The organism is Dyadobacter sp. HNCC25DJ185 (genome assembly GCF_056895195.1).
The window spans coordinates 673,521-697,383 of sequence record NZ_JBXHAR010000002.1 but is presented as its reverse complement, the minus strand read 5'-3'; the positions used below and the strand labels follow the sequence as shown (position 1 = coordinate 697,383).

At 49.7% G+C, this 23,863-nt stretch carries 15 protein-coding genes; 10 read left to right on the top strand and 5 right to left on the bottom strand.

Annotated elements, in window-relative coordinates; translation table 11 throughout:
- Positions 1-9: 9 nt before the first annotated feature.
- The 3 genes from AC1XUF_RS08150 to AC1XUF_RS08140 are packed head-to-tail and all read right to left on the bottom strand — an operon-like array spanning position 10 to position 5,799.
- Positions 10-1,374 carry an enolase C-terminal domain-like protein gene (locus tag AC1XUF_RS08150; RefSeq protein WP_483341188.1) on the bottom strand — a complete coding sequence of 455 codons (1,365 nt, stop codon included), beginning with the start codon at positions 1,372-1,374 and terminating at the stop codon, positions 10-12.
- Positions 1,375-1,390: 16 nt separating this feature from the next.
- Complete coding sequence (locus AC1XUF_RS08145; RefSeq protein WP_483341187.1) at positions 1,391-3,556, bottom strand: outer membrane protein assembly factor BamB family protein; 2,166 nt, start codon at positions 3,554-3,556, stop codon at positions 1,391-1,393.
- Positions 3,557-3,573: 17 nt separating this feature from the next.
- Entirely contained in the window at positions 3,574-5,799 is a 2,226-nt protein-coding gene (locus AC1XUF_RS08140) for a DUF7133 domain-containing protein (RefSeq protein WP_483341186.1), read from the bottom strand.
- Positions 5,800-6,376: 577 nt separating this feature from the next.
- Between AC1XUF_RS08140 and AC1XUF_RS08135 the strand changes: the two genes are divergently transcribed.
- Positions 6,377-6,688 (top strand): hypothetical protein, encoded by a 312-nt coding sequence (locus AC1XUF_RS08135; protein WP_483341185.1) that lies wholly within the window; start codon positions 6,377-6,379, stop codon positions 6,686-6,688.
- 90 nt (positions 6,689-6,778) lie between these two features.
- On the opposite strand, the gene AC1XUF_RS08130 is transcribed toward AC1XUF_RS08135, so the two are convergent.
- The gene (locus AC1XUF_RS08130; protein ID WP_483341184.1) at positions 6,779-7,474 is read right to left on the bottom strand and encodes an SMUG2 DNA glycosylase family protein; all 696 of its coding nucleotides are present in this window, start codon (positions 7,472-7,474) and stop codon (positions 6,779-6,781) included.
- A gap of 127 nt (positions 7,475-7,601) precedes the next feature.
- Between AC1XUF_RS08130 and AC1XUF_RS08125 the strand changes: the two genes are divergently transcribed.
- The gene (locus AC1XUF_RS08125; RefSeq protein WP_483341183.1) at positions 7,602-10,199 is read left to right on the top strand and encodes a helix-turn-helix transcriptional regulator; all 2,598 of its coding nucleotides are present in this window, start codon (positions 7,602-7,604) and stop codon (positions 10,197-10,199) included.
- Between the two features lie 92 nt (positions 10,200-10,291).
- Positions 10,292-10,564, top strand: coding sequence for a DUF4242 domain-containing protein (locus AC1XUF_RS08120; RefSeq protein ID WP_483341182.1), 273 nt, complete (start codon positions 10,292-10,294; stop codon positions 10,562-10,564).
- Between the two features lie 41 nt (positions 10,565-10,605).
- Here AC1XUF_RS08120 and AC1XUF_RS08115 read toward each other — a convergent pair whose 3' ends face one another.
- Entirely contained in the window at positions 10,606-13,383 is a 2,778-nt protein-coding gene (locus AC1XUF_RS08115; RefSeq protein ID WP_483341181.1) for a vWA domain-containing protein, read from the bottom strand.
- A 309-nt stretch (positions 13,384-13,692) separates the two neighbouring features.
- On the opposite strand from AC1XUF_RS08115, the gene AC1XUF_RS08110 reads away from it, so the two are divergent.
- From AC1XUF_RS08110 to AC1XUF_RS08080, 7 genes are all read left to right on the top strand, one after another.
- A complete protein-coding gene (locus AC1XUF_RS08110) occupies positions 13,693-14,418 on the top strand; it encodes a 3-keto-disaccharide hydrolase (protein ID WP_483341180.1) in 726 nt (241 codons plus the stop codon).
- 211 nt (positions 14,419-14,629) lie between these two features.
- Positions 14,630-15,241 carry an RNA polymerase sigma factor gene (locus tag AC1XUF_RS08105; RefSeq protein ID WP_483341179.1) on the top strand — a complete coding sequence of 204 codons (612 nt, stop codon included), beginning with the start codon at positions 14,630-14,632 and terminating at the stop codon, positions 15,239-15,241.
- Between the two features lie 110 nt (positions 15,242-15,351).
- Positions 15,352-16,380 carry a FecR family protein gene (locus tag AC1XUF_RS08100; protein WP_483341178.1) on the top strand — a complete coding sequence of 343 codons (1,029 nt, stop codon included), beginning with the start codon at positions 15,352-15,354 and terminating at the stop codon, positions 16,378-16,380.
- 4 nt (positions 16,381-16,384) lie between these two features.
- Entirely contained in the window at positions 16,385-19,822 is a 3,438-nt protein-coding gene (locus tag AC1XUF_RS08095) for a SusC/RagA family TonB-linked outer membrane protein (RefSeq protein WP_483341177.1), read from the top strand.
- Between the two features lie 20 nt (positions 19,823-19,842).
- Positions 19,843-21,342 (top strand): RagB/SusD family nutrient uptake outer membrane protein, encoded by a 1,500-nt coding sequence (locus AC1XUF_RS08090; RefSeq protein ID WP_483341176.1) that lies wholly within the window; start codon positions 19,843-19,845, stop codon positions 21,340-21,342.
- A gap of 24 nt (positions 21,343-21,366) precedes the next feature.
- The gene (locus AC1XUF_RS08085) at positions 21,367-22,407 is read left to right on the top strand and encodes a LamG domain-containing protein (RefSeq protein ID WP_483341175.1); all 1,041 of its coding nucleotides are present in this window, start codon (positions 21,367-21,369) and stop codon (positions 22,405-22,407) included.
- 229 nt (positions 22,408-22,636) lie between these two features.
- Positions 22,637-23,824 carry a hypothetical protein gene (locus AC1XUF_RS08080; protein WP_483341174.1) on the top strand — a complete coding sequence of 396 codons (1,188 nt, stop codon included), beginning with the start codon at positions 22,637-22,639 and terminating at the stop codon, positions 23,822-23,824.
- The last annotated feature ends 39 nt before the right edge of the window (positions 23,825-23,863 follow it).

The following is a 23,863-nucleotide window of genomic DNA, read 5'->3' as shown; positions in this document are numbered from 1 at the left end:
CCGCTTATTTCAAGGTTTCAGCAAAGTCCCGTCGTTCTTTCGTACGGTCCATCTTGACTTAGTGCCAATCGGGTATTTCGCCGCTTCCTTCTCATTGATGTCAATGCCCAATCCAGGGGTTTCATTGATGGTATAATAGCCGTTTTTGATGGTTGGGCAGCCAGGGAACACTTCTTTGACCTTGTCACTGAATTTCTGGGATTCCTGGATGCCGAAGTTCCATACGGCGATGTCGATGTTGTTGTTGGCCGCATGCCCCACCGGCGAGGTGTCCCCTGGTCCGTGCCATGCGGTGCGCACATTGAACCATTCACCCAGCCGGGCCACTTTCATGGCGGGCGTAATCCCGCCGATTTGTGAAATATGGCAGCGGATGTAGTCGAAAAGCTGATTGGCCATCGGCTCGCGGAACTCGTTGATGTTATTGAAAAGCTCGCCCATAGCGATGGGTACGGTGGTACTGGCGCGTAGTTGCCTGAACCAGCCCATATTTTCAGGTGAAAAGGGGTCCTCAATGAAATAAGGCCGGTATTCTTCCAAACCCTTGATCATATTAATGGCATCCATCGGCTCTACCAGCTCGTGCATATCGTGCAGCAGTTCGATGTCCTCTCCGCATTTTTTGCGCACCATTTCAAACATTTTCGGGACACGTTTGAGATAAGTGCGCTGGTCGGAGAAGTCGTCGCTGGCCCGGCCGAAACCGGCTGCTTTAAAATCGGGCTTGATTTCGTCCATTGCGCCCACGCCGCCATAACCGCCCTGCTGGATGCGGATATGGCGGAAACCTTCCTCCATATACTGCTGCACTTTTTCGGCGATCGCTTCGGGGGTCGGCCCGCTGGCGTGGGTGTAGGTATCCACCGCAATGCGTGCTTTCCCGCCCAGAAGCTGGTATACCGGCATCTTCGCGCGCTTGCCTTTGATATCCCAAAGTGCCTGGTCCAATCCCGACAATGCATTGTTCAGTACAGGCCCATTGCGCCAGTAAGAGCTGACGTACGCCGACTGCCACATATCTTCAATGTTGTCTACATCCTTACCGACACAGAATTCATTCAGGTAAATATCGATCGCCGGTATCATGACCATGGCGCGCTGTGTGAAAGTGGCGCAGCCCAATCCGTACAATCCCGGCTCGGAAGTTTCCACTTTCACGATCACCAGGTTGGAACCGCCCGGCGCGGTGGTGATGGCTTTTACGCTTTTGATGGTGACTGGTGCCATTCCCTTCGCGTAAAAGGGCGTTTCGTATCTCTCGGCACGCGCTGCGGGACTTTCGAAAAGGGAGAAAAGCCCGGCTGAGGATCCTGCTGCAAGCAATTTCAACGCATGACGTCGGCTGCTTTCTGAATTGTTTTCTTGTTTGGACATACAGTTAAGGTTTAGTTTATTTCAATGCAAAGGCGATGTAATTTCCACCTATTTTCTGTCCCCTTCCGCCTCCTGCCGCGATGACAACATATTGTTTCCCTCCAACCTGATAAGTAATAGGTGTGGCAAACCCACCTGCGGGAAGCTGGTATTCCCAAACCGTTTCTCCGGTTTTTCTATCAAAAGCACGGATCTTTTCATCTTTCGTCCCGGCGATAAAAACGAGTCCTCCCGCTGTAACGAGCGGCCCGCCGTAACTATCTGTGCCTGTGATGGGAATTCCTTTTTTAGTCAGTTCCGGATATTCTCCAAGCGGTACTCTCCAGAGATATTCCCCCGTTTTCAGGTCGATGGCATTCAAAGTCCCCCAGGGCGGTTTGATGCCCGGATAACCGTCCTGATCGGTGAAGCGCTGCCAGGTTTTGGTCACGTAGGCAGGTTTCAGCGGGAAGCCTTCGGTTTGAGCCGGTGTCGCAGATTTGGGCTCTGCTTTTTGTGCTACTTTATGTTCTGTTTCCGTATTTAATAAAAAACCAATGATCGCATCCTGTTCTTTTTCGGACAAATGCTGGAAAGAAGGCATTCTGCCGCTGCCGGTTCTGAGCAGGCTTTTGATGGCGTCCGGACGAAGCTTCTTGCCGATATCCACTAAGGCGGGCAATTCTGGTCCGCTGCCTTTGCGGTCCTGGCCGTGGCAGGCCGAACAATTGGCCATATAAAGCATATTGCCGGCAGTGCGGGGAGCTTCTGAGGCTTTTTGTTTAGCGTCCATCATCAGCAATTCCCAGGGTTCGTCATTGGAATTCTGGTAAAATATGCCGTCGTTATCAATGGCGTTGCCTCCCCATTCGGCTCCGCCACTGTAACCGAAAAGCAAAGTGCCGGTGGTGTTGGGAGGGGTGAACTTATTGTCGGATTTGAGTTTCAAAAAGCGCTCTTTGACGTAGGCATGGGCTTCGGGCGAAATGTCGGTGATGTCGTTTTCTGTATAAATCTGCCGTGCAAAAGGTGCTGGCTTTGCAGGATATTTCTGGGTAGGGTAGGGATGTTCGCCCGGCAACCCATCGGTGGGGACGTGCCTTTCCTCTACCGGGAACAGCGAAGTGCCGTTGTCCCGGTCCAAAACATAAACGAGCCCGTCTTTGGTGCCCTGAACCACCACGTCGCGTTTTTTTCCATTGAAAGTGATCGTGGCCAGATTGGGCGGGCTTGGATGGTCGCGGTCCCAGAGGTCGTGGTGGATCGTCTGGTAGTACCATTTCATCTGGCCGGTTTCGGCATCCAGCGCCATGATGCAGTTTGCAAACAAGTTGGCGCCTTCACGGTCGCCACCGTAGAAATCAGAGGCGGGAGAGCCTGTGCCGAAATATACAAACCCTCTTTCTTCGTCCACGCTCATGCCACTCCAGTTATTCACAGCGCCAATTCGCTTGTAGGCATTCCTGGGCCAGGTATCGTACCCAAACTCGCCGGGTTGGGGAATGGTATGAAAAACCCACTTCAGTTTCCCCGTGACGGCATCAAATGCGCGGATGTGCCCGGGTGCAGCATCACCGCCTTCGGAAACCGAAGAGCCGATGATGAACGTGTTTTTATACACAATACCCGGGCTGGTCGCATTCACCGAAAGCTTGCTCACGTCGTGGTCCATATGGGTCGAAAGCCCCTCGTGCAGGTCCACGCGGCCTTCTTTTCCAAAACTTTTCACGATATCGCCGGTCTGCGCATGGACGGCATACAAGCTAGAACCGACGGTATAAAAAATCCGTTTGTCGCCTCCGTTTTCCCAGTATACAACACCCCTGTTCGAGTTGAGCCGGTCGTCTTTGTAGGGTTCAAATCTCCATATCTGCTCACCGGTACCAGCTTTCAGTGCAAATAGCTTCAATTCAGGTGTGGTACCGTACAGTATGCCGTTGACGACGATTGGCTGGCATTGGATGGCCCGGTTACGCTGGCGGCCGGGATTGGCCGGGTCGGGTTTTTCGGACGCGTCGTACATCCAGGCCACTTCCAGTTTCGTCACATTCCCCCTGTTGATCTGATCCAACGGGGAGTACCGGTTTCCGGCTTTGTTTCCGCCGTAATGAGGCCAGTCGGTATCAGGTCCCGCGAGCTTATCTGCCGCGCCGTACATCAGAACGCTGCTCAGCAATATCCCGGACACAATAATTTTCCGCATCGTTTTTCCCTGGTAAATTATTTCTGAAGTTCTTCCAGTGTCCAGGCGGTTGTGCGCGAAGCCGTTTTTTCCCTGATCGCTTTGACGGCCCCGGGACGGATAGCCGGCGCGTTGCTGAACTCGTGCCTTACATAACTGACGACCGAGGCAATCCATTGATCGTCATTGTCCTGCATGGAAGGCATTTCGCTGGGGTATGTCTGGCCATCGACCGGCCCGGAAAGTCCGTGGAGTAGGATGTGCACGGCGGCATCCGTATTTCTGGCCAGTCTTTTCGAGCCGCTTAGGGGCGGGGCCGCCTTGGTCGCCAATCCTTTACCATCGGCACCATGACAGCTGGCGCAAAGCGATTTATAGATGACAGAACCATTCATCACCAAACCCCTGTCGACAGCATCGAGCCTTCCCAGGCGCATGCCGAACTTTCTAGCATCCTCATTTTTCTCAATGCTTCTTTCTGCACGGATAAATATGGGGTTTCTGTTGGCACTTGCGACAATATTTTCGGACAACTTTTTGGCTTCCTGAGACTTGCTGTATGCCAACGAGAATACAAGCTGCATGCGCACGTCGGCACTTGGGTCGGATTTCAGGGATGCCAGGCTGCTGAGCATCTGCTGGTCTTTTTTCAGATAAGGCTCGGTAAGTCTCACTGCTGCTTTTCTTATCTCGGGGTCGGTATCTTTCATGGCATTGGCCAAAATCGTCTGATCCAATGCTTCCAGGCCTTCCAAAGTCCATAACGCATGCAGGCGGGCCAATGCGGAAGGCGATTTGATCTGCTCACTGGGCCGGCCGACCACCATCGCTTTCAATGCCGGAACGACCGACTGATCGTTTCTGATAATCAGCTCTTTCTGCGCATTATCCCGCCACCAGCCATTCGGATGGCCGAGGTAACTTACCAGCTTGGAGGATTTTTCTTCCAGCATCTTTGGCTTGGGACCAGGCTTGATGCCGTCGTAAACCATGCGGTAAATACGGCCGTGCTGAATGTTTTTATCCAATCCCAAACGTTGGATCTGTGGCCTGAGGTAGCTTTTGGGCCCGGTCCAGTTTCCTTCCTGGATGATACCCCGGTTCATATCCACCAGGTACAGGCAGCCGTCGGGGCCGGTGTACATATTCACTACCCTGAAATTCATATCCGTGGAAGCAATGAATTCCTGTTTTTGATAGGCATTTTCCAAAGTGATCTTGCCGTCCTTGTTAATGACCTTGGCTCGCCGGATCAGGCGTCCTACCGGTTCGCTGATCAGCAGATCACCCTGTAAATCAGCAGGAAGCCTGTCGCCGCGGTAGATCACCTGGCCGCAGCTCGCGGTGAAGTGGTTCAGTGTCGTATCCGGGCGCAACCTTTTCAGGCCACCTTCGACATCGGGTGTTTTAATGATCGGCCACACCTCATTGAACTCCTCGGTAAACTGGTCGTCAAACTCCATCCGGCCATAGATCGGATTGATCTGGAACCCCAATGCCGGATTTTCACCCCCGGCCGAGGAAAAGAACAGCCTGCCATAATTGTCGTGGGTGAGGCCCCACTGCCCGCTCGATCCGCTCGGGATCGAGTCGGGCTGTAACATCCCATTCTTGTAACGAAACCTGACGGGGTCCACCGCCATGTAAATCCAGTTATCGACATTCCAGTCCAATCCGCTTCGCTGGTGTTCCAGGTTTCCGGGTGATTTCTTGCCAGGGGTGTAAACCGGCCTTTTCACATCGGCAACACCATCCTTATTGGTGTCTTTGTAGCCGAAAATATCATAAGTATCCGTCTCGTTGACCAATAGTTCGTTCCCGACGCACAGGAGCATTCTCGGCAACAGCATTTTATCAATGAAAACACTGCTCTTATCCATTTGACCATCGTTGTTGGTGTCTTCCAAAAGCATCACACGGCTGGTCGGCGCGTGCTCGTCCGTACCTTCCACGTCCTGCATATAGGTGTTGAGCTCCGCTACGTACATGCGGGCATTCCCGTCCCAGGCCACCGCGACCGGCTCATGGATCATCGGCTCGCTGGCCACTAGTTCAAGGTGATAGCCTTTGGGGAGTTTAAAAGTCTTGATGCTCTGCCCCGGAGTGAGGTAAGCGCCAGTAGGGTTGTCGGTAAAAGCGGGTACGGCACTGACGCTCTCGTCTGTGGTTCTCAACATGTTGCCTCGTGATTTTTGCCGGGAAACCTGGCAGGTTACCAGTATGAAAGCGGTTGCGACGGCAGCAATCCAGATTTTGTTTCTCATAAAATGGGATAGGGTTAAAGGAAATGCAGGGTTAACAGGTTCGGTTGTAGATCTTGTTTTTCGGGGCTTGTAAATCGGATAAGAAGATTTTTCTTTTTGGGCAGCTGGCTGCCAGTGCCCCGGGAAAGAAAAAGGTCAGTATAGAGGTATTTCATGAATACGGGTTAAGCTCATCCGATTGCCAGATTTTCGCAAGAAATGGTCATAGCGGATCGGGATGTAGCGGTTTAGGAAAGCATTTCAGTAATAAGTCACCAAGCTGCCGGTTTTAATGTTCGACGGATCCGGCAGGGAAAAAACGTAAAGGCAAATAAGGTTCCTCAGGATTAACAGGAGCATTAATAAATGATTAATTGAAGGAAGCGCGGCTTGAATTTTATTCGTGTTTCGTTAGGAAGTGGATCGGGGTATCACTTATAGCAGTACCGGATTGTACGCTTTCCAGGTATTTGGGCATTTGTGATTTTTGGTACAATATTATTTTTCCATTAAATCATCTTTTTTGAAACAAAAGGAATGTCATAACATGTTAGCAGGCAAAGAGTTCCTTCCTTTTTTAATCTCGAATTGAAAAGCTATGAAAACAAAAATGAAGTTCAGCATTGCGGCTGGTTTGTTATTGGCCATGGGTGGTTTCGGGGAAAGCGCCTACGCGGGCGGTCGCGTTGGAAATGGTTTTGCTGCTAGCAGCATTTACGCTGCGGAAGTAGCCCATCAATTGGTTACTGAAATCGTAAACCACGGCTTTGAAAGAGGCGTGGCGGAAGGCGGAACCGGCCGGAATCTTTCGGGCGACGATGGACATGCTTTGAGTGGTGACGGCGCGGGAAATAATTTCAGCGGCGGATTTGAAAAACTGGCAGAAGGGGGAGAAGGCGTGCGTCCGTGACATTCCGGATTTTAGTTGATATCAACAAGAAAGGCGGTCTGTAAAGATCGCCTTTCTTCATTTTACGAAGCAGCTTCATTTTCCTCCCGATCAGGCAGTCATCTTAAAGGCTTCAAGATATTTGTCGATATAAGTTTGCTTCTCGCGGTTTTTATACTGCATGATAAACCGGGGATGTTCCAGTGCAATGAGCTTTTTGAAAAAGCCGTGTTCATCGTTCAGCCTGCGCAGGAACAAGCTGTTTTTGCCAGTCCCCAGGCAGAAAGCGACATCTGTTTTAATGCCCAGCCCGATCAGCTTCCCGATGTTTTCGATCATGTAGGGCGTCATAGCAGCCATGAGTTCTTTACTGTCGTAATAGTTATAATTTTTTTCCCTTCCATTGCCTTCTACTGAAGCAAAGCCCAGCGGGCAGGGGGAATTGATATAAAAGTTGTTGTAAAATGCGTGGGGCCCACCATATGCATGGATCATTTCATAGATAAAAACAGAAGATGGCTCGTGGGTGATTTTGCCTTCGTAAGGAATGCCGCATTCGCTTTTCAATCTCTTCGGGTCGGTAAACGGGATCCCCGTCGTTCCGCCCCCGAACCGGCCGGGGTTGATACCCAGAACGAGGTGTCTTTCGCGGTTGTCGTTGTAGTATTTGTGATAAAATGTCTCCGCAATCTGCGACGCCTGCCCGAATTCCTGGAAAGGGTTCATGGCGCGAATGCCAGCCGGCAGTGTTACCCCGGTATAGCTCAGCTGCTTATTGAAAAGAATTGCTTTTTCGGCAAAGGTCATTGGGAAGAAGGTATGGGTCGTCAATATGGTTGAAACTACATACGATAAATCAGTAAAAACAACTTTTTGAACGAGATTTCGGAGTTTCTAATTTAGTTTGTTACTGTTTCATTTTAAAGCGGGCCATATGGAACTAGTAGAGCGGGAAAGGTTTGTTGATTTTCTCAGGGAGCAATTTCAGGAAACGGTTCAAGGGGAGGGGCATACCATTTTTATCTGCGGGGAAGCCGGGATCGGGAAAACCACCCTGGTCAAAACCTTTTGCAATGAAAAAAGGGCTGATTGCAAGGTTTATGTCGGAACCTGCGACGCGTTATTCTCCCCGCGTCCGCTGGCCCCGCTGTACGACATCGCATTGCAAATGGGCGGTGATATCCTGGAAACCAGCAGGAGCATGGAAGACCGGGCCATCTTGTTTACCCATTTCTTTCATGCGTTGAGTTCACAAAAGGGACAAGTTATTATTGTATTTGAAGATATCCATTGGGCCGACGAAGCTACTTTGGATTTCATCAAATTCTTCACACGGCGCATTACGCAAACACGCTGCCTGTTCCTGCTCACCTATCGCGACAATGAGATCCTTCCGCGGCACCCGCTGAGAAATGTATTGGGCGAACTGGTCCCCGGCACTTACACACGGCTGTTGCTGCCATTTTTATCACGAAGTGCTGTTGAGAAAATGGCGGAGGAAAGAGGATATAAGGGGGAAGATGTGTACAGCATTTCCGGAGGCAACCCGTTTTATGTCAACGAGATATTGGCGAGTTACAGCCCGGGTATCCCGGATAACATCAAAGATTCCATTCTTTTTGTGTTTAACCGGCAGGACAATATCACCAAACACATCTGGGAGACGCTGTCTGTCCTGCCTACCGGCCTCGAGCTTGAATGCCTGAAAGAAATCGAGCCTGGGTATGAACCGGCGGTTGAAAATTCACTGGCATCCAGAATCCTGGTTTTGGCAGATGGTAAGCTGCTTTTCAAGCACGAATTGTACCGGAGAACGATCGAACAATCCCTATCGCCACTGAAAAGAATTGCGCTCAATAAGCAGATATTACAATTGTTCCGGGAGGTTTTTGAAAAACACGGGCAGGTAGAGCGCATTATCCACCACGCGAAAAATGCGAACGCGTATGACCTGGTTGTTGATTATGCGCCCGTTGCCGCAGAAAATGCCAAATCAGTGGGTGCACACATTGAGGCTTCCAAGCTGTACCTGACCGCCATTGCATATTACCAGGGAAATGACAAAGATTTACTCGTAGGCTGGTACGAGGCGTACGCATATGAGTGTTATCTCACCAATCAGACGAGAGAGGCGATCATTTACCAGGGGAAGGCACTGGCGATCTGGAAAAACAAGGATGATCTCCTGCAGGTAGGTAACAGCCTGCGTTTTCTATCGCGGTTATGGTGGTTTGAGGGAAACCGGGAACATGCCGAGAAATTTGGGATGGATGCGATTGAGGTGTTGCAAAACCAACCCGCCTCGCGCGTGAAAGCCATGGCGTTCAGTAATATGTCCCAGTTGAAAATGCTTGCCGACCAGCTTGCCGACTGTTTGTTCTGGGGCATGAAAGCCATCGACATGGCAGAGGAGCTTCACGATGAGGAGATATTGTCCCATGCATTGAACAACGTGGGGACCGCGCAAATGGGAAGTAAAGAAACAGAGAAAATGGCGGATGAGCTGCTAGAACGAAGTCTGTCTATTGCTCTCAAAAATTCATATCACGAACATGTGGCGCGGGCATATACCAATCTGGGCGCCAATGCGGTGGTCCGTAAGGACTATGACCTGGCCCGGAAATCGCTGGATGAAGGCATAGCCTATTGCGAAGAGAGGGACCTGGACTCGTGGGTAAAATACATGCTTTCCTTCAAAGCCCGGCTTAACCTGGAAACCGGGAATTGGACGGAGGCGCATCGGATCGCGACCCACCTGCTTGAAAGCGATCAACAGGCTCCTATTGTGAAGATAGGGGCCATGACGGTACTGGCAACGGTTCAAATGCGGACTGGTGAAGGCGGCGCGCCGGCTCTGCTCTCTGAGGCGAGGCGCATGGCATTGGTTACGCAGGAAGTACAGCGGATTGCCCCGGTATTCGTGGCTTTACTGGAATATGAATGGTTAACCGGCGAGTTGATGATCGAAGAGGAAGCATTGGAAATGACCATTCGGCTGGTAGAAAAGCGGGATAGCAGCATTCAAAACAGTGAATTCGCCTTCTGGCTGATGAAAGTCAGAAGCAAGGTTTTACAGGTTCCCGACCTGTTCCCTGGTTATGATTTTTCCACAAGCGAATGCCGGCAACTGGCGGCCGGGATGTGGAAAGAACTTGGCTGTGCCTACGAACGGGCACTTGTCCTGTTTGGTGGAACTGAGGAAGAAAAAAGGGAGGCCATCATCATCATGCATGATCTTGGGGCGGTTGTGGCCAATGAAAAAATGAAGCAGGAGATGCGGGCGGAAGGTATCCAAAAAATCCCGCGCGGCATGCGCCAGACCACCCAGGCTAATCCGATGCAGCTGACAAACAGAGAGCTGGACATCCTGCGGCTTCTTCAGCACAATCTGCAGAATAAGGAGATTGCGGGCCAGCTTTTTATCTCACCCAAAACCGTCGATCACCATATTTCGTCGATTCTCGTGAAGCTGGATGTCAATTCAAGGGGAAAGGCGGTGAAGGAAGCTTTGCGGCTGGGAATCCTAAAATAGGGAACCTGGATATACTAAATAGGGAACGTTCCTGACGGGATTCTGGGATAATAGCGGCAATTTTGCGGCATCAACCATTCAAAAATCCTGTTATGAAAAAGTTTGTTATTGAAAGAAACCTGCCAGGCGCAGGCAATTTGTCCGCCTTAGAACTACAAAACATCGCCAAAACTTCCTGTGATGTGATCGGCGAAATAGGCAACGCTTATCAGTGGGTACAGTCGTTTGTGACCGAAGACAAGATTTACTGCATTCATATTGCTGAAAGCGAGGAAGCGGTTCGGGAACACGCGCGGATCGGCGGCTTTCCGGTCAACTCGATCAGCGAAGTGGTGGGGGTGATTGATCCGATGACGGCCCGGTAGGGCAACCATTATGAATCAAATCAAGGGTCTTTCACACCATCCTATTTGGCCACCTGCTTTTTTGCCTGGGCTTCGAGAATCAATTGCAGGTCGGCCGTTTCTTCGGTGACGTGGGCATAGGTGCCCCGACCTAATTCACTTAGTTTTTTTAACTTTTGACCGGTATGTTCATTTCGGCCAAAAGTAAAAACGGTCAGAAATAGGTCCTGGCGCGCATTTTCGCCGATCATCCGGAGTACTTCTTCGCTGATCGGGAACTCACCGTCGGTCGCCAGCACGATCCTGTTGTTACCACCGCGGATATACTGCTTGTTGGCTGTTTTGTATGCGAGCCGGATGCCCTCATTGCCATCGGTATCCCCATCCGATTTCAGTAGATCGATCATTCTCGCAATTTCGGCAGATTTGGAACCGGAGGTAGGTTTCAAAACGACACGTGCCTTTCCTGAATACAATACAATGGAAATCTGGTCCTCGGGGCGAAGCAATGTAAGCAGTGATTTGATAGAACGTTTCAGCAACGGCATTTTGAGCGGTGAGCTCATGGATGAGGACACGTCCAGGAGCAGCACCATATTATTGGCCGCAAAACCTTCGAGAGAACGCGCAGTTTCGTGTTGTCCGGCTGTGCGGTCTACAAAAACCGTATCGACCCTGACCCGCTCGACGTATACCGTGTCCCGGCGAAGGTCGGCGGGCCGTTCGGTTGATGCTGCATGGGGTTTAACAACCTGTGACGACGGCGTGTTTTCAAGATTGGCAGCCATACTGATCGGGTGAGAATCCGCAGGCAGTTCTTTGGAATCCGGGCCTGGTTGATCTGGCTGCGTACCGGCTGGCTTTTGAGCGGACAATCGTCGGAATGCAAACAAATCGGGCTGGTTGATTACTTTGAGCAACCCCGCATCGGCGAGCTCGATAAATTTGTTGTATTGGTAAACCAACTCATTATTGTAGAAATAATAAAATGATTCGTAGGGATGGGAAGCATGAGCAGCAGTTGCCGGTTTCACTTTCCGGGCCTTTTCTGCAAAACGGGAGGAGTTTGCCGAGAGATCTTCGTATGGGGAGTAAGGGCACAGACCGTTGCTGCGTCCGTAGCGTTTCAGTCCCTTCATATGCTGGTATTCGTCAGCAATCAGCTGTTTTGCACCTGTTTCAAGCTTGCCCGTCGACGGGACCTCTACTTTTTCACCTTTGAAATAATCCTTTACGCCAAATAAAATCTCCTTGTCGTCGTCCATTGTTGCGAGCAGTGCATTACCCGACCTGACCCAGGAAGAAGCCGGGGTTGCATTCGGGAAGCTTTCATGAATACGGCGTACATCGTTGTAGAGCTGCTCTTTTTTCTGGTCAAAGGTGTCAAAAAGTATTACGTAGCGGTCCAGGATCGCATCTGACCTTTTCAATTGATCTTTCAGATAGCGTTTGTCACTGGTATACCTGATAAGCTCTATGCTCAGGGCATCCATTTCCTGCAAAATATTCCTGAGCACCTCTGCCTGGTTGTTGATGGAGACCCGATAAGGCAGGGGAACAGAAGTGCTGGCATTGATCAGAAGCTGGTAAGCAGATAAGGGCACCTTAAAATCATCGTGCGAATAAGTGAGTCCGGCCCGTTTCTGAGCGCGTTCGGGTTCCCTGTAGTATTCAGCGGACGACTGGTAATTTCTGATGAGCACCTGCATCAAATGCATTTGCCGCAACGATTCGTTGATGAACTCCACATACTCGTTGAGCGCGCGAACGGTGGCCCCGGAAGCCGGTGAATTTGAACGTTTAGGGTTAAATGTTACGAGTGGTTTATCCTGAAAGGCAGGAGTCGTGGCTTTGCCTTCTTTATCCGGGGCATTCGTTTCGGGCGCCATCACCGGGCTGAATGCAGGAATGTAAAGCATTCTTTTGGCCGACTGGCTATAGTTGATAAACGATTTGTGCATCGCCAGCAAATCGTGGTTGTATGCTTTCAGTAACGACAGATAAACTTCGTTTCCATGGCTTGCGGATTGGCTTGCGGCGAAATTGTGGTCATCTACCGCACGCCTCTTGATTGTCTGCATTGCCAAAATCCCGGCTTTGAAGTCCTTTACGACATCGGATGCCGGGTAAGCCAGTCTGGATGCCGAATTTCCAAATTGAGAGAGTAGTTTCTCGTCGTTGAGCAGGCTGCGCTGGACGACGGCCGTGGGCCACTCCGTCCCGTTTTCTTCGTGCAGAAAGTACGGAAGTGCCTCCAACAGCTGTTGCTGAGTAAGCACAACCTGCTCCATTTCTTTCTCGGTGCCCAGGTAAGGATCGGTTGATGAGTAAGGCTGGTACTGGAGGTAGGTTTGTTTGATTTCCTGATAAAACGCAGCTTTTTGCTCCCTGTATTGGTTGAAAACTTCCAGCATTTCAGCCACCAGGACCTCGGATTTTTTAAGGTTATCATCTTTGTAGGCATTCAGGCGCACATAAGTTTCCAAAGCTTTGCCAGCTTCGTCGAGCTTTGTGAGCAGTGCCCAGATCGCCCTTGCCCCGGCATTCAGATTTTGCCTTTCCCCGCCTTTGATCCCCTTGCCAGCCAGTGCCTTCTGGTAATAAAATTCTTCCAGGGGACCTGAGGATGGTAACCGTAACTGGAAATCAGCTTTTTTCCGGTAGCGGTCGACTTCCGCCTGATAAGCGCGGAGCATGTCAAACCTGCTGATGAGCACGTATGTCGATTGGTCGAGGAATTCGATATAATGATTTAAGGTTTGCTGCGGGGCCTCGGTTTGTGGAAAGGCGCGTAGCGGGGCGATTAATAGTACAAAAGATAGAAGCAAGTTTGCCTTCATAGTGTGATTAGGGTTGGTTGCGGTTTCGGAGGGAACATTGCAAAGACAGTCTGGCTGGAATGTCGGATAGCCGTAGCAAAACTAGTGTTTCGGGTCCTGTTTTGCGGGCGGTTATTGTATTTCGGGCTTCTGTAAATTATTTAACGGCTGGGAATTATTTTGCGGCGATCGTTTGGCTGGCTTTCACAATCCCGGGATCTTATGGGATTTATCTCCATAGTTGGTTGATAAATACTATTTACCAGAGTGATCAGTATTTTAATGTGCTGTGTTACTTGTCCTATTTTGAAACGCTATCCCGATATCCAGATGTTCAGATTTTCCCTATCCGCATTGCTTTTAACACTAGCCGTTCTCGATGCAAGTTCACAGACTCTCAATACCCTCACACCGACTGAGAAAAAGGAAGGGTGGAAACTATTATTCGATGGCAGGGACCTGAAGGGCTGGCACGCGTACGGAGGAAAAGCCGTGGGCTCGGCCTGGATCATCGAAGAAGGCGCAATTAAATTGAACGTGCCTGAGCGGGCGGGGAACAAAGCTAAAAATGGTGGCGACATTGTTACTGATGAGCTCATCAACGGCGATTTCGAATTTAAAGCGGAATGGAAAGTGAGCAAGTTTGCCAACAGCGGTATTTTCTTTTTCGTCAATGAAGCCGCCAAATATCCGAACATGCATGATACCGGGCTGGAGCTGCAGGTCATAGACGATAAAATTTACGACGGCGCCAAGGAAAATACCCACCGCGCCAGCGACTTTTTTGGTGTCGCCAATGCCCGCCTTCGGGAAGGAAAACCGCAGGGCGAATGGAACAAGATCCATTTTATCATCAAAAAGGGAAAGCTGACCGTTTACCAGGACGAGTTCATCGTGCAGGAACACGACCTGAACAGCACCGACTGGAAGCAAAAAATCGCAGGCAGCGGCCTGAAGGCAGCGCCTATCGCTAAGGGGTCCTATGCGGGACGTATTGGCTTGCAGGATTGGGGGAGCACGGTTTGGTACCGGAACGTGAAGCTGCGGAAGCTGTAAAGCGGGCTCTTAGTTCTATTTCGAGGCAATTGCGTGAGCTGATACTGTCGGGGTTCAAACCTGTAGCTGTGCTTGATTATTTTGTGCTAAGCCAATTAAAAGTTGTACATTTAGGGGTATAAACGCATGGAATGCGATTTCTTTCAGAAAAAAGATCAATCGGGCCGATGCGGGACATGCACTAGATAACAGAGCCATTGAGGCTTAGCCGATGACAATTAACCATGAAAAAACCGATGAAATCGTCCTTTGGAACGATTTCAGAAAAGGGGACAAAAATGCATACGAATTGATATACCGTACCTATGCACCACTTTTGTACAACTATGGTTTCAAAATAACTTCCAACCGGGAACTTACCCAGGATTGCATCCAAGAGCTTTTTATCAGGTTGCTGGTCACCCGCGCTAAAATCAATAAGACCGATTCCATCAAGTTTTATTTGTACAAATGCCTCAGAAGGGATTTAATGCGGGGAATGAAAGCAAATGCCAGGTATGTCAATGGCCATGTTGACCTGGAGAACCATTTCAACGTCGTGTTTTCCTGCGAGCACGATATGATCCAGGAACAACTTTCGGCTGAACGTTCGTCGCAGCTGCACAAAGCGCTGGACAACCTGCCCCCGCGCCAAAAGGAGGTCATTTTTCTCCGCTTTTTTGAAGATCTGAGCTTCGAACAGATCTCGGCTGTGATGGGAATTGAACAATCTTCTGTTTACAAAATCATCTACAAGGCTGTTGATAACCTTCATAGCAGGCTACTGCTGGACTACGCGATTGTACTCATACAACTCCACGCCGTATGTCGCTTGAATGGTTGACCGACAGCGTTTTAAGAAAATAATGTAAATATTTTTTAAAATAGTTTCACTATGAAGGGATAATGCGGTAGGGCAGATGCATTTGGTTGGTGAATTAACCAGATGAACTCTTGAAGAGTAACCCTACACCCGACTATGCCTCGTTTTCCGTCACGGATTTTGTGCTGGATCCCCACTTTGTACGCTGGGTGAAAAATCCCTCTGCCAGGGACCTTTCGTTCTGGGAAAATTGGTTACTGCGGAATCCGTCGAAGCGGGGCACAGTCTTGGAGGCCAGGATACTCATAGGGCATGTAGGTTTTGAGAAAGATTTTAATACCCAGGAAAATATTGAACGGACCTGGGATATCCTTTCCGAGAGATTCGATGCGCAGGAGCGGTCGGCCCTAAGGATATCTATTAATCCCAAGTTCTTCATGCGCTTTGCAGCTGTCCTCGCTTTGATTGGGACGATGGCCACGTTGATCTGGCTGCAGGTAGGACGATCGTCCGTTTCCCGTACTTACGGGACCGGAAACGGGCAAATTGCCACTTTCAGATTGTCGGACAGCTCGCTGGTAACGCTGAATGCAAACAGCAGCCTGAAAGTCGTCATCCATTCGGGCTGGTATGCCGGCAGGGAAGCGTGGATCAGCGGTGAGGCTTTTTTTAAAATTACCAGGCAAAAGGAACCCGTAGGGTTTACAGTGCATACTTCGCAGGTGGACGTCAAGGTGCTCGGGACCGAATTTAATGTGACCGACCGGCACAAGTTGAGCACGGTGGTTTTGAATTCCGGCAAGATCAAAATCAATAACCATGTCGGGACCGTTCACGAAATTACGATGCAACCCGGCGATCTGGCGATGTTTTCGGATACCAGCCGAAATTTTCAGGTCCGGCGAGTCAATCCCGAAAATTACAGTTCCTGGATCTACCAAAAGTTAGTCTTCGATCGCACTTCCATTTTGGATGTGGCACATATGCTGGAAGATAATTATGGGTTTTCCGTTGTGATCGCCAAACCGGCACTCGCTAAAAAGACATTCACAGCCACGCTTCCTACCAACAGCTTACCAATCCTGATCAGGGCATTGGAAGAATCATTCAATGTCAGCATTACGCAACTGGATAAGAAATTAATCATCACAGACAAATAGGACCATGCCAATCCGCTTGCAAGAACATATCTGCTTTTCCTTTATCGTTTCGGTGCTGTTGGCGCTTGCACCGAGCATGGCCGGGGCTCAGGACATTCAGGTGAGTGGCCAGAATGGAAAAACCGCAAAGGCGTCGGGCTTAAAAAAGCCGCTCAAAAATGTCCTCAAAGGCTTCGAAACTGAATATAACATCCAGTTTGCATACGACGACCTGCTGATCGACGGCATGATGGTGAGCTCCTCGATCCCCGTTTCGAAAAATATCGGCGAAAACCTGGCACGCATTCTTTCCCCGCTCGGGCTGACTTATAAGCTCGTCGATAAATCATTGTATGTCATTCAAAGTGCACCGGTGATTAAAAAACCAGCGGTGCCTAAAACCAACGAAACCAGCAATTTGCCCGTCGATGTGGACCGTACCGTGACTGGAAAAGTTACCGACGAAAAAGGCGAAGCGGCCATTGGGGTAAGCCTGCTTTTGAAAGGCACTGCAACGGGCACTTCCACAGACACTGAAGGAAATTTTTCAATTGTTGTCCCGGATGAAGGCGGCACGCTTGTGGCTTCCTACATTGGTTATCTGACCCAGGAAGTGGTGATCGGGAACAATAGCAGGCTGCAAATCCAGATCCTGCCCGATTCGAAAGTCTTGAACGAAGTGGTGGTGATCGGTTATGGTGTCCAGAAAAAATCGGACTTAACAGGTTCTCTTTCATTGGTTTCCGGGAAAGATATCGCCAATCTGCCCATGAGCAGCATTGACCAGGCTTTGCAGGGAAGGACTGCGGGTGTGAATGTTACCCAAAATACCGGCGCACCGGGGGAGGGCGTGACTGTCAGGATACGTGGAATTGGCTCCATTAACGACAACAGCCCGCTTTTTATCGTTGACGGTATTCCGACGAAGGACGCGTTTCAGGTGTTAACACCCGGCGATATTGAAAGTATTTCCATTTTAAAGGATGCAGCTTCGGCGTCTATTTATGGGGCGCGGGCAGGAAACGGCGTGATTTTGGTCACGACCAAAAGAGGTAAAACCGGAGAACCGCAAGTTAATTTCAGTTCCTACTTTGGGTTGCAGCAGCATGGAAAGCTGATCAAAATGGTGGATTCGCCCAAGTATGTGGAGCTGTATAATGAAGCGGCCAATGCCGATAATACACAGTTGAACAATCCTACGCTCAACCGGAAACTGATCCCGGCCGGCCTGGCTATGGCCAACACCGATTGGCAGAAGGAGATTTTCAGGACAGCGCCGATCCAGAATTACCAGATGACGATCAGCGGAGGCTCCGACAAAGTGAGGTACCTGCTGTCTGGTAATTATTTCAATCAAAAGGGTATCGTGCTCAATTCAGGCTTCGACCGGTACAGCCTGCGGGCCAATATGGATATCAATGTCACCAAAAAACTGAAGGTATCCACGAATATCAATATGCTTTACAGCCAGCGGAACATCATTGGCAGTTCCGGCGACGGATACGGAGGGAACGGCGGAAGTGTAGTGCGTTATGCATTGTTCCGTACGCCTGCTATCCCGGTTTACGATCAAAATGGCGAATTCACAGACCTGCCCGACAATCCACAGTTTTTCGGGGACGGTTATAACCCTGTTGCTTTGGCGCTGAAAATGGATAATAAGGAAAGGCGTTACCGGGTTTTTGGCAACACCTACCTTGAATATGCGATTTTGAAAAACCTGAAATTCAAATCAGATGGCGGTTTGAACTTTGACATCGTGAACCAGAAACGCTTTAATGAAAACTGGGGTACCAATCTCCGGATCAACAGCCCCAGCACATTGAACAATACCATAATCCTGAATTCCACGGTCAACTTTAACAATACGCTGACTTACAGCAAGGTCATCAATGAAAAGCATGACTTCACCATGCTGGTGGGTACCGAGGCGATCAAAAGCATCAGCAGGCCGATGGGGGCGACGGATTACAATTTCATCGACCAGATCGATAACCTGCGCTATCTGGGGCAGGGGCTGAACATCCAGTCACGCGGCGTTTTTGAAAATGATAACCGCTGGGCTTTATTCTCGCTCTTTGGCCGCGCTACGTATAGCTATCAGGGTAAGTACCTGGCTTCGGCCAACGTCCGCCGTGATGGCTCCTCCCGCTTCTCGGCCAATAACCGGTATGGGACATTTTATTCGGGTTCGGTAGGTTGGAATATTGACAAGGAGGCTTTCATGGCATCACTTTCAAAAACGATCTCGCTGCTGAAAGTACGTGCGAGTATCGGGCAACTGGGTAACCAGGATATCGGCAATTATCCGTGGGCTTCATTGGTAGCGAGCGGGTATAACTATCCATTCGGGACGGTGCAGAGCCCGAGTTCGGGCTACGCGATTGTCAGCCGGGGCAATTCCAATGTCAAATGGGAATCGTCGACTCAGGCCGATATTGGTTTGGAGATCGGCTTATGGAATGACAAGCTGGTCCTGGTCACGGATTATTTCAACAAAAGGACTTCTGATATGCTGATCCCGATCCCTGTTCCCAAAACAGGAGGAAGCGCTGCAGCCCCTTACGTAAATGCGGGAAAGGTCGAAAACAAAGGGTTCGAGGCGGAATTGACCTATAAAGACCACGCCGGCGATGTTTTCTTCAATATCTCCGGAAATGCAACTTTTATCAAAAACAAAATCCTCTCCCTCACCAACGGGCGGCCCATTCCGGGCGGCAGGATCGATAATGGCGTTTTTGCGACGCGGACAGAGGAAGGTTACCCGATCGGATCCTTTTTCCTGTATCAGATGGAAGGCATTTTCCAGAACGAAGGCGATATTTTTACGCATGCTTACCAGGGTAATAATATCCGTCCGGGTGATGTAAAATACAAAGACGTGGATGGCGACGGACTGATCACAGAAAAGGACAGGACACACGTCGGAAGCGCGATACCGAAAGCGACATTTGGCCTGAACACGCATGTTGAATACAAAAACTTTGACCTGTCCTTGTTCTTCCAGTCGGCTGTCGGGAATAAGATATACTATCAGGTAGCGACCGATATTGAAGGCTTTTACCGGGCGTTCAATGTTACGCAGCGCGTATATGACAACCGATGGACGGGCGAAGGCACCAGCAATACCCAGCCGCGGGTGTCCTGGCTAGGCTCGTCCAATAACAAACTGCCTTCGACCCGGTTTCTGGCCAACGGATCGTATGTCCGCATGAAGAATGTGCAGCTGGGCTATACGATCAAAGACAATGCCGCTAAAAAGCTCGGGTTCAGGAGCGCGCGGATTTATATCAGCGGCCAAAACCTGCTGACTTTCACCCAATATCCGGGCATGGACCCCGAAATGGCGACCAGCGATAACACGAGAAATGAACAATTCGGCGGGGACGTGGCGGCAGGAATCGACTGGGGAACGTATCCGTCTGCCCGGATTTATTCCCTTGGCATCAACCTTAATTTTTGAAATAGCAACCAATGAAAGCCATGAAAATCCTGCAAGATATCCTCCTCATCTCCATGATCGGAACCGTTTCCGGCTGCTCCAATTTCCTGAACGAGCAGGTGAAAGCGGGCTACCCTGACGATGCATTTTACAAAACGGCTGCCCAGGCGGAACTCGCCGTGAACGCCGCTTACCAGCCCTTGTCTTTTTCCAACGATCAGAACAGGTTGTGGGTTTTCGGCGACGTCGCTTCCGATGATGCGAATAAAGGCGGGAATCCTGGCGACCAGGCAGACATTGGTAATATCGATGATTTTACGCAGATCTATCCGATCAACGGAAACATCGAAAGCGTGTGGGGGATTTATTATGAGGGTATTACGCGGTGTAACAAAATCCTGCAACAAGTGCCGGTCATCGCAATGGATAAAGTGCTGCAAAACAGGATATTGGGAGAAGCCCATTTCCTGCGGGCATTCTACTATTTTTATCTGGTCAATATTTTCGGGCCGGTTCCTTTGATCCTCGAACCTAAGAATGCACAGGAACTCCAGATCGCGCAAAGCCCGGTTGGAGACATTTACACCCGTGCGATTGAAGCCGATTGCAAGGCTGCAATCGAGTTGCTGCCTGCATTGCTAACCGATGCTGAAGTGGGGCGGGCAACCAGGGGAGCGGCGACTGCACTTCTCGCCAAGGCCTATTTATATCAGAAGAAATGGAGTGAGGCGGCGGCCACGGCGGCATTGGTGCAACCACTGGGCAATTATGCACTGATGCCGGTTTTCTCCGACAATTTCAATGAGCGTTTCAAGAACAATGCCGAGTCCATTTTTTCGGTACAGCATCTGACCAACCAGGTACCATTTCTTGGTAACCGGCTGAACCAATGGTTTGCGCCCAGAAATGAATCCGGCTACTATTTCGATGTGCCGACGCAGAGTTTTGTGGATGCATTTGAAGTAACCGCTGCCGGAATACCCGATCCTAGGCTGGATTATTCAGTGGGAAGACAGGGGCAACCCTGGTTTGACGGCGAAGTTTTCGATCCCGAATGGTCGCCTACGGGGTTTTTACAAAAGAAAAACCTGCAACCGGTTTCCGAAATCCCCAAAAGCATCAAAGGTAACGGCAACCTCAATTACGTCGCGATCCGCTATGCCGATGTACTGCTCTGGCAGGCCGAAGCATTGAATGAACTGGGGAAACCAGAAGAAGCGTTGAAATTCCTGAATCAGGTCCGCAAGCGCGCGCGCGAAAGTTATCTCTACGACAAAAGCCTGAAAGGGTACGGGGCTATCCCGAAAGACCTGCTGCCCGACATTAAAATCACCAATCAAAACGGCCTCCGCGACCTGATTCACCATGAACGCCGGACGGAGCTGGGCTTTGAATTTCACCGTTTTTTTGATCTCATGCGCTGGGGAAAGGATGAAGCTTCCACCGCATTGAAAGATAAAAAATCATTCAGCTACGAAACCAACCGGTATTTTCCGATCCCTCAAAGCGAGCGTGATACCAATGAAAGTCTTACACTATAATTTTTATTTTAAATCCAACTGTCAATGAAAATGAACAAGAGTCTTGTATTTGTTTTAGGCCTGTTTGCTACATGCCTCGTGCTTTTCGCCGCCTGTAAAAAAGATGATGAAGTAGTGGTCACGCCCGTCGATAAGTCTGCATTGAAAACCGCCCTGGATGCTGCCAATGCAATGCTTACTCCCGCAGTGGAAGGAACTGCGGTGGGAACTTACGAAGTGGGATCGAAGGCGGTATTTAAAACAGCGATTGATGCCGCCCAGACCGTGTATGATAAATCCGGCGTTACGGCTTCGGAAATTGCCAATGCGGCCGTAAACCTGGGAAAGGCAACCGAAACGTTTGCCAGTAAAAAAGTAGTGGAGATCGCCCCCGATAAGCTGATCGCGTTCTGGAAATTTGACGGGGACGCGAAAGATGCTTCCGGCAATAAACATGACGGCACGCTGATGAAAGGCCATGCACGCTGGGGAGCAGGCACGCCTACGCTGACCAAAGACCGTTACGGCGTTGCGGACAAGGCTTATCATTTTGCCAAAGGCGCTAATGTGGAAATTCCTTTCGCCACGAGCCTGAACCCGCAAAAAGAAATGACGATCAGCTTGTGGATGAAAATGGATACCCTTAACTGGGCAGACAATTATATGATTTCGTTGAACCGCTGGAACGGGTTCAAATTCCAGACTCAAAGCACCAGCCGCGCGTTTCTGACCGTGCATACAGCCGACGATAAGTACATTGACAAGGACAACGAGCTGGCCCTGGAGAAAGACAAATGGTACCATCTGGCCGTGTCCTATAAATCAGGTGAAATGGCATTTTATGTAAATGGCACGCAGGTGAAAGTGTATACCGACGTGGCAGGCGATTTCATGGCCGTTCAGAATGTCAACCTGACCATCGGCCAGGACCTTCCTACTTCGGTTTATACCACAACTTCGGACAAAGATCCTTTTTATCTGAATTACGGAGGTTATTTCAAAGGCGATATGGACGATATCCGGATGTACAACACCGTTTTAAGTACCACGCAGATTACTTCGATTTACAATGCTGAAAAACCCTGACCCATAGTCAGGTAGTTTTAGACAATTCCGTGGTACAGATACACCCTAGTCATTGGGGCGTGTCCGTATCACGGAATTTTAGATTGAATTCACTCAAGCTACATCTGATCCTTTTTTTGAAAATATGTTGAAATGCTGTAAGGTGTTGGCAATAAGCTTACTATTGTTGACAGTTAGCTCGTGCAAGGAAAAAGGAACCGACCCTGTCGTTGAATCCAAGCGTCCGTTTGTGAATACTTCACACCTGGAAAACCTGTATAATGAAGTAAAAATGCCCGATGGCACTACTGCCGGGACCGTTGTCATTTACAGCAATTATCCCGATTATACGTGGGTGGCCGACGACGACGAAGGGCTGACTTGTGTGGACGACGTGGCACGTGCCGCCTTGTTTTACCTGAATGAACCAGACATTTCAACCAATTTGGAAAAGCAGCGAAAGCTGGACAAACTGGTTGCGTTTGTTTTGCAGATGCAGGCCGATAACGGCTATTTCTATAATTTTCTTTTTGGGAATCTGACCATTAATAAGACATTCAAAACCAGCGTAGCCGAGCCCAACTGGTGGTCGTGGCGTGCGTTCTGGTGCCTGAACGATTGTTACGCCTATTACAAAAGCAAAGACCCGGCCATAGCGACCCGCATTGATGTCGCTACGCAGAAGCTTTGGGATTTGATCCAAAAAGATGTCCTTAATCAATCTCAGGATACAGAAGTCGTTGCTGGCCTGACGGTTCCAACCTGGCTGCCTTTTGGTTCTGCAGTTGATCAGTCTGCTATACTTTTACTGGGACTGCTGTCTTACCGCGACCGGCATAACGACGCTGCGGTGTTGAACGGAATGCAAAAGCTGGGCGACGGGATTTTGCTGATGCAAAAAGGGGAAGCGGACAAGTATCCGTTCAAGGCCTTCCTGTCCTTTCAAAATACCTGGCATGCCTACGGAAGCGACGCCGCTTATGCATTGTTGAAAGCGGGCAAAAAACTGGGCCGGGATGCATGGATCAGAGCTGCAAGGGAGGAAGTGGACTATTTTTATCCTTATCTGATCAGCAGGGGATATCTTGAATCATTGGAAGTGGCTCAATCGGGTGTCGGTGTTTCCAAAGTGAAAGAGTCGCAATTCAGTCAGATTTCTTATGGTATCAGGCCAATGATCTGGGCTACCCTGGAGGCGTACGATATAAGTAAAGATCAGAAATATATCAGGGAGGCAGCAGTCCTTGCGGGCTGGTATCTGAAACAGAATCCTGCTAACACCGATATGTACGATGTTCAAACGGGAAGATGTTTTGACGGGATCGGTTCTGCAACTGATGTAAATAAGAACTCGGGTGCCGAGTCGACTATTGAAGCATTATGGGCTTTTCAGAAAATCGAACAGTACCCGGAACTACTGTCGGCATTGGGCAAATAATACTGGTGATTTTTTTAGATTTTTTTTAACAAAACCTTT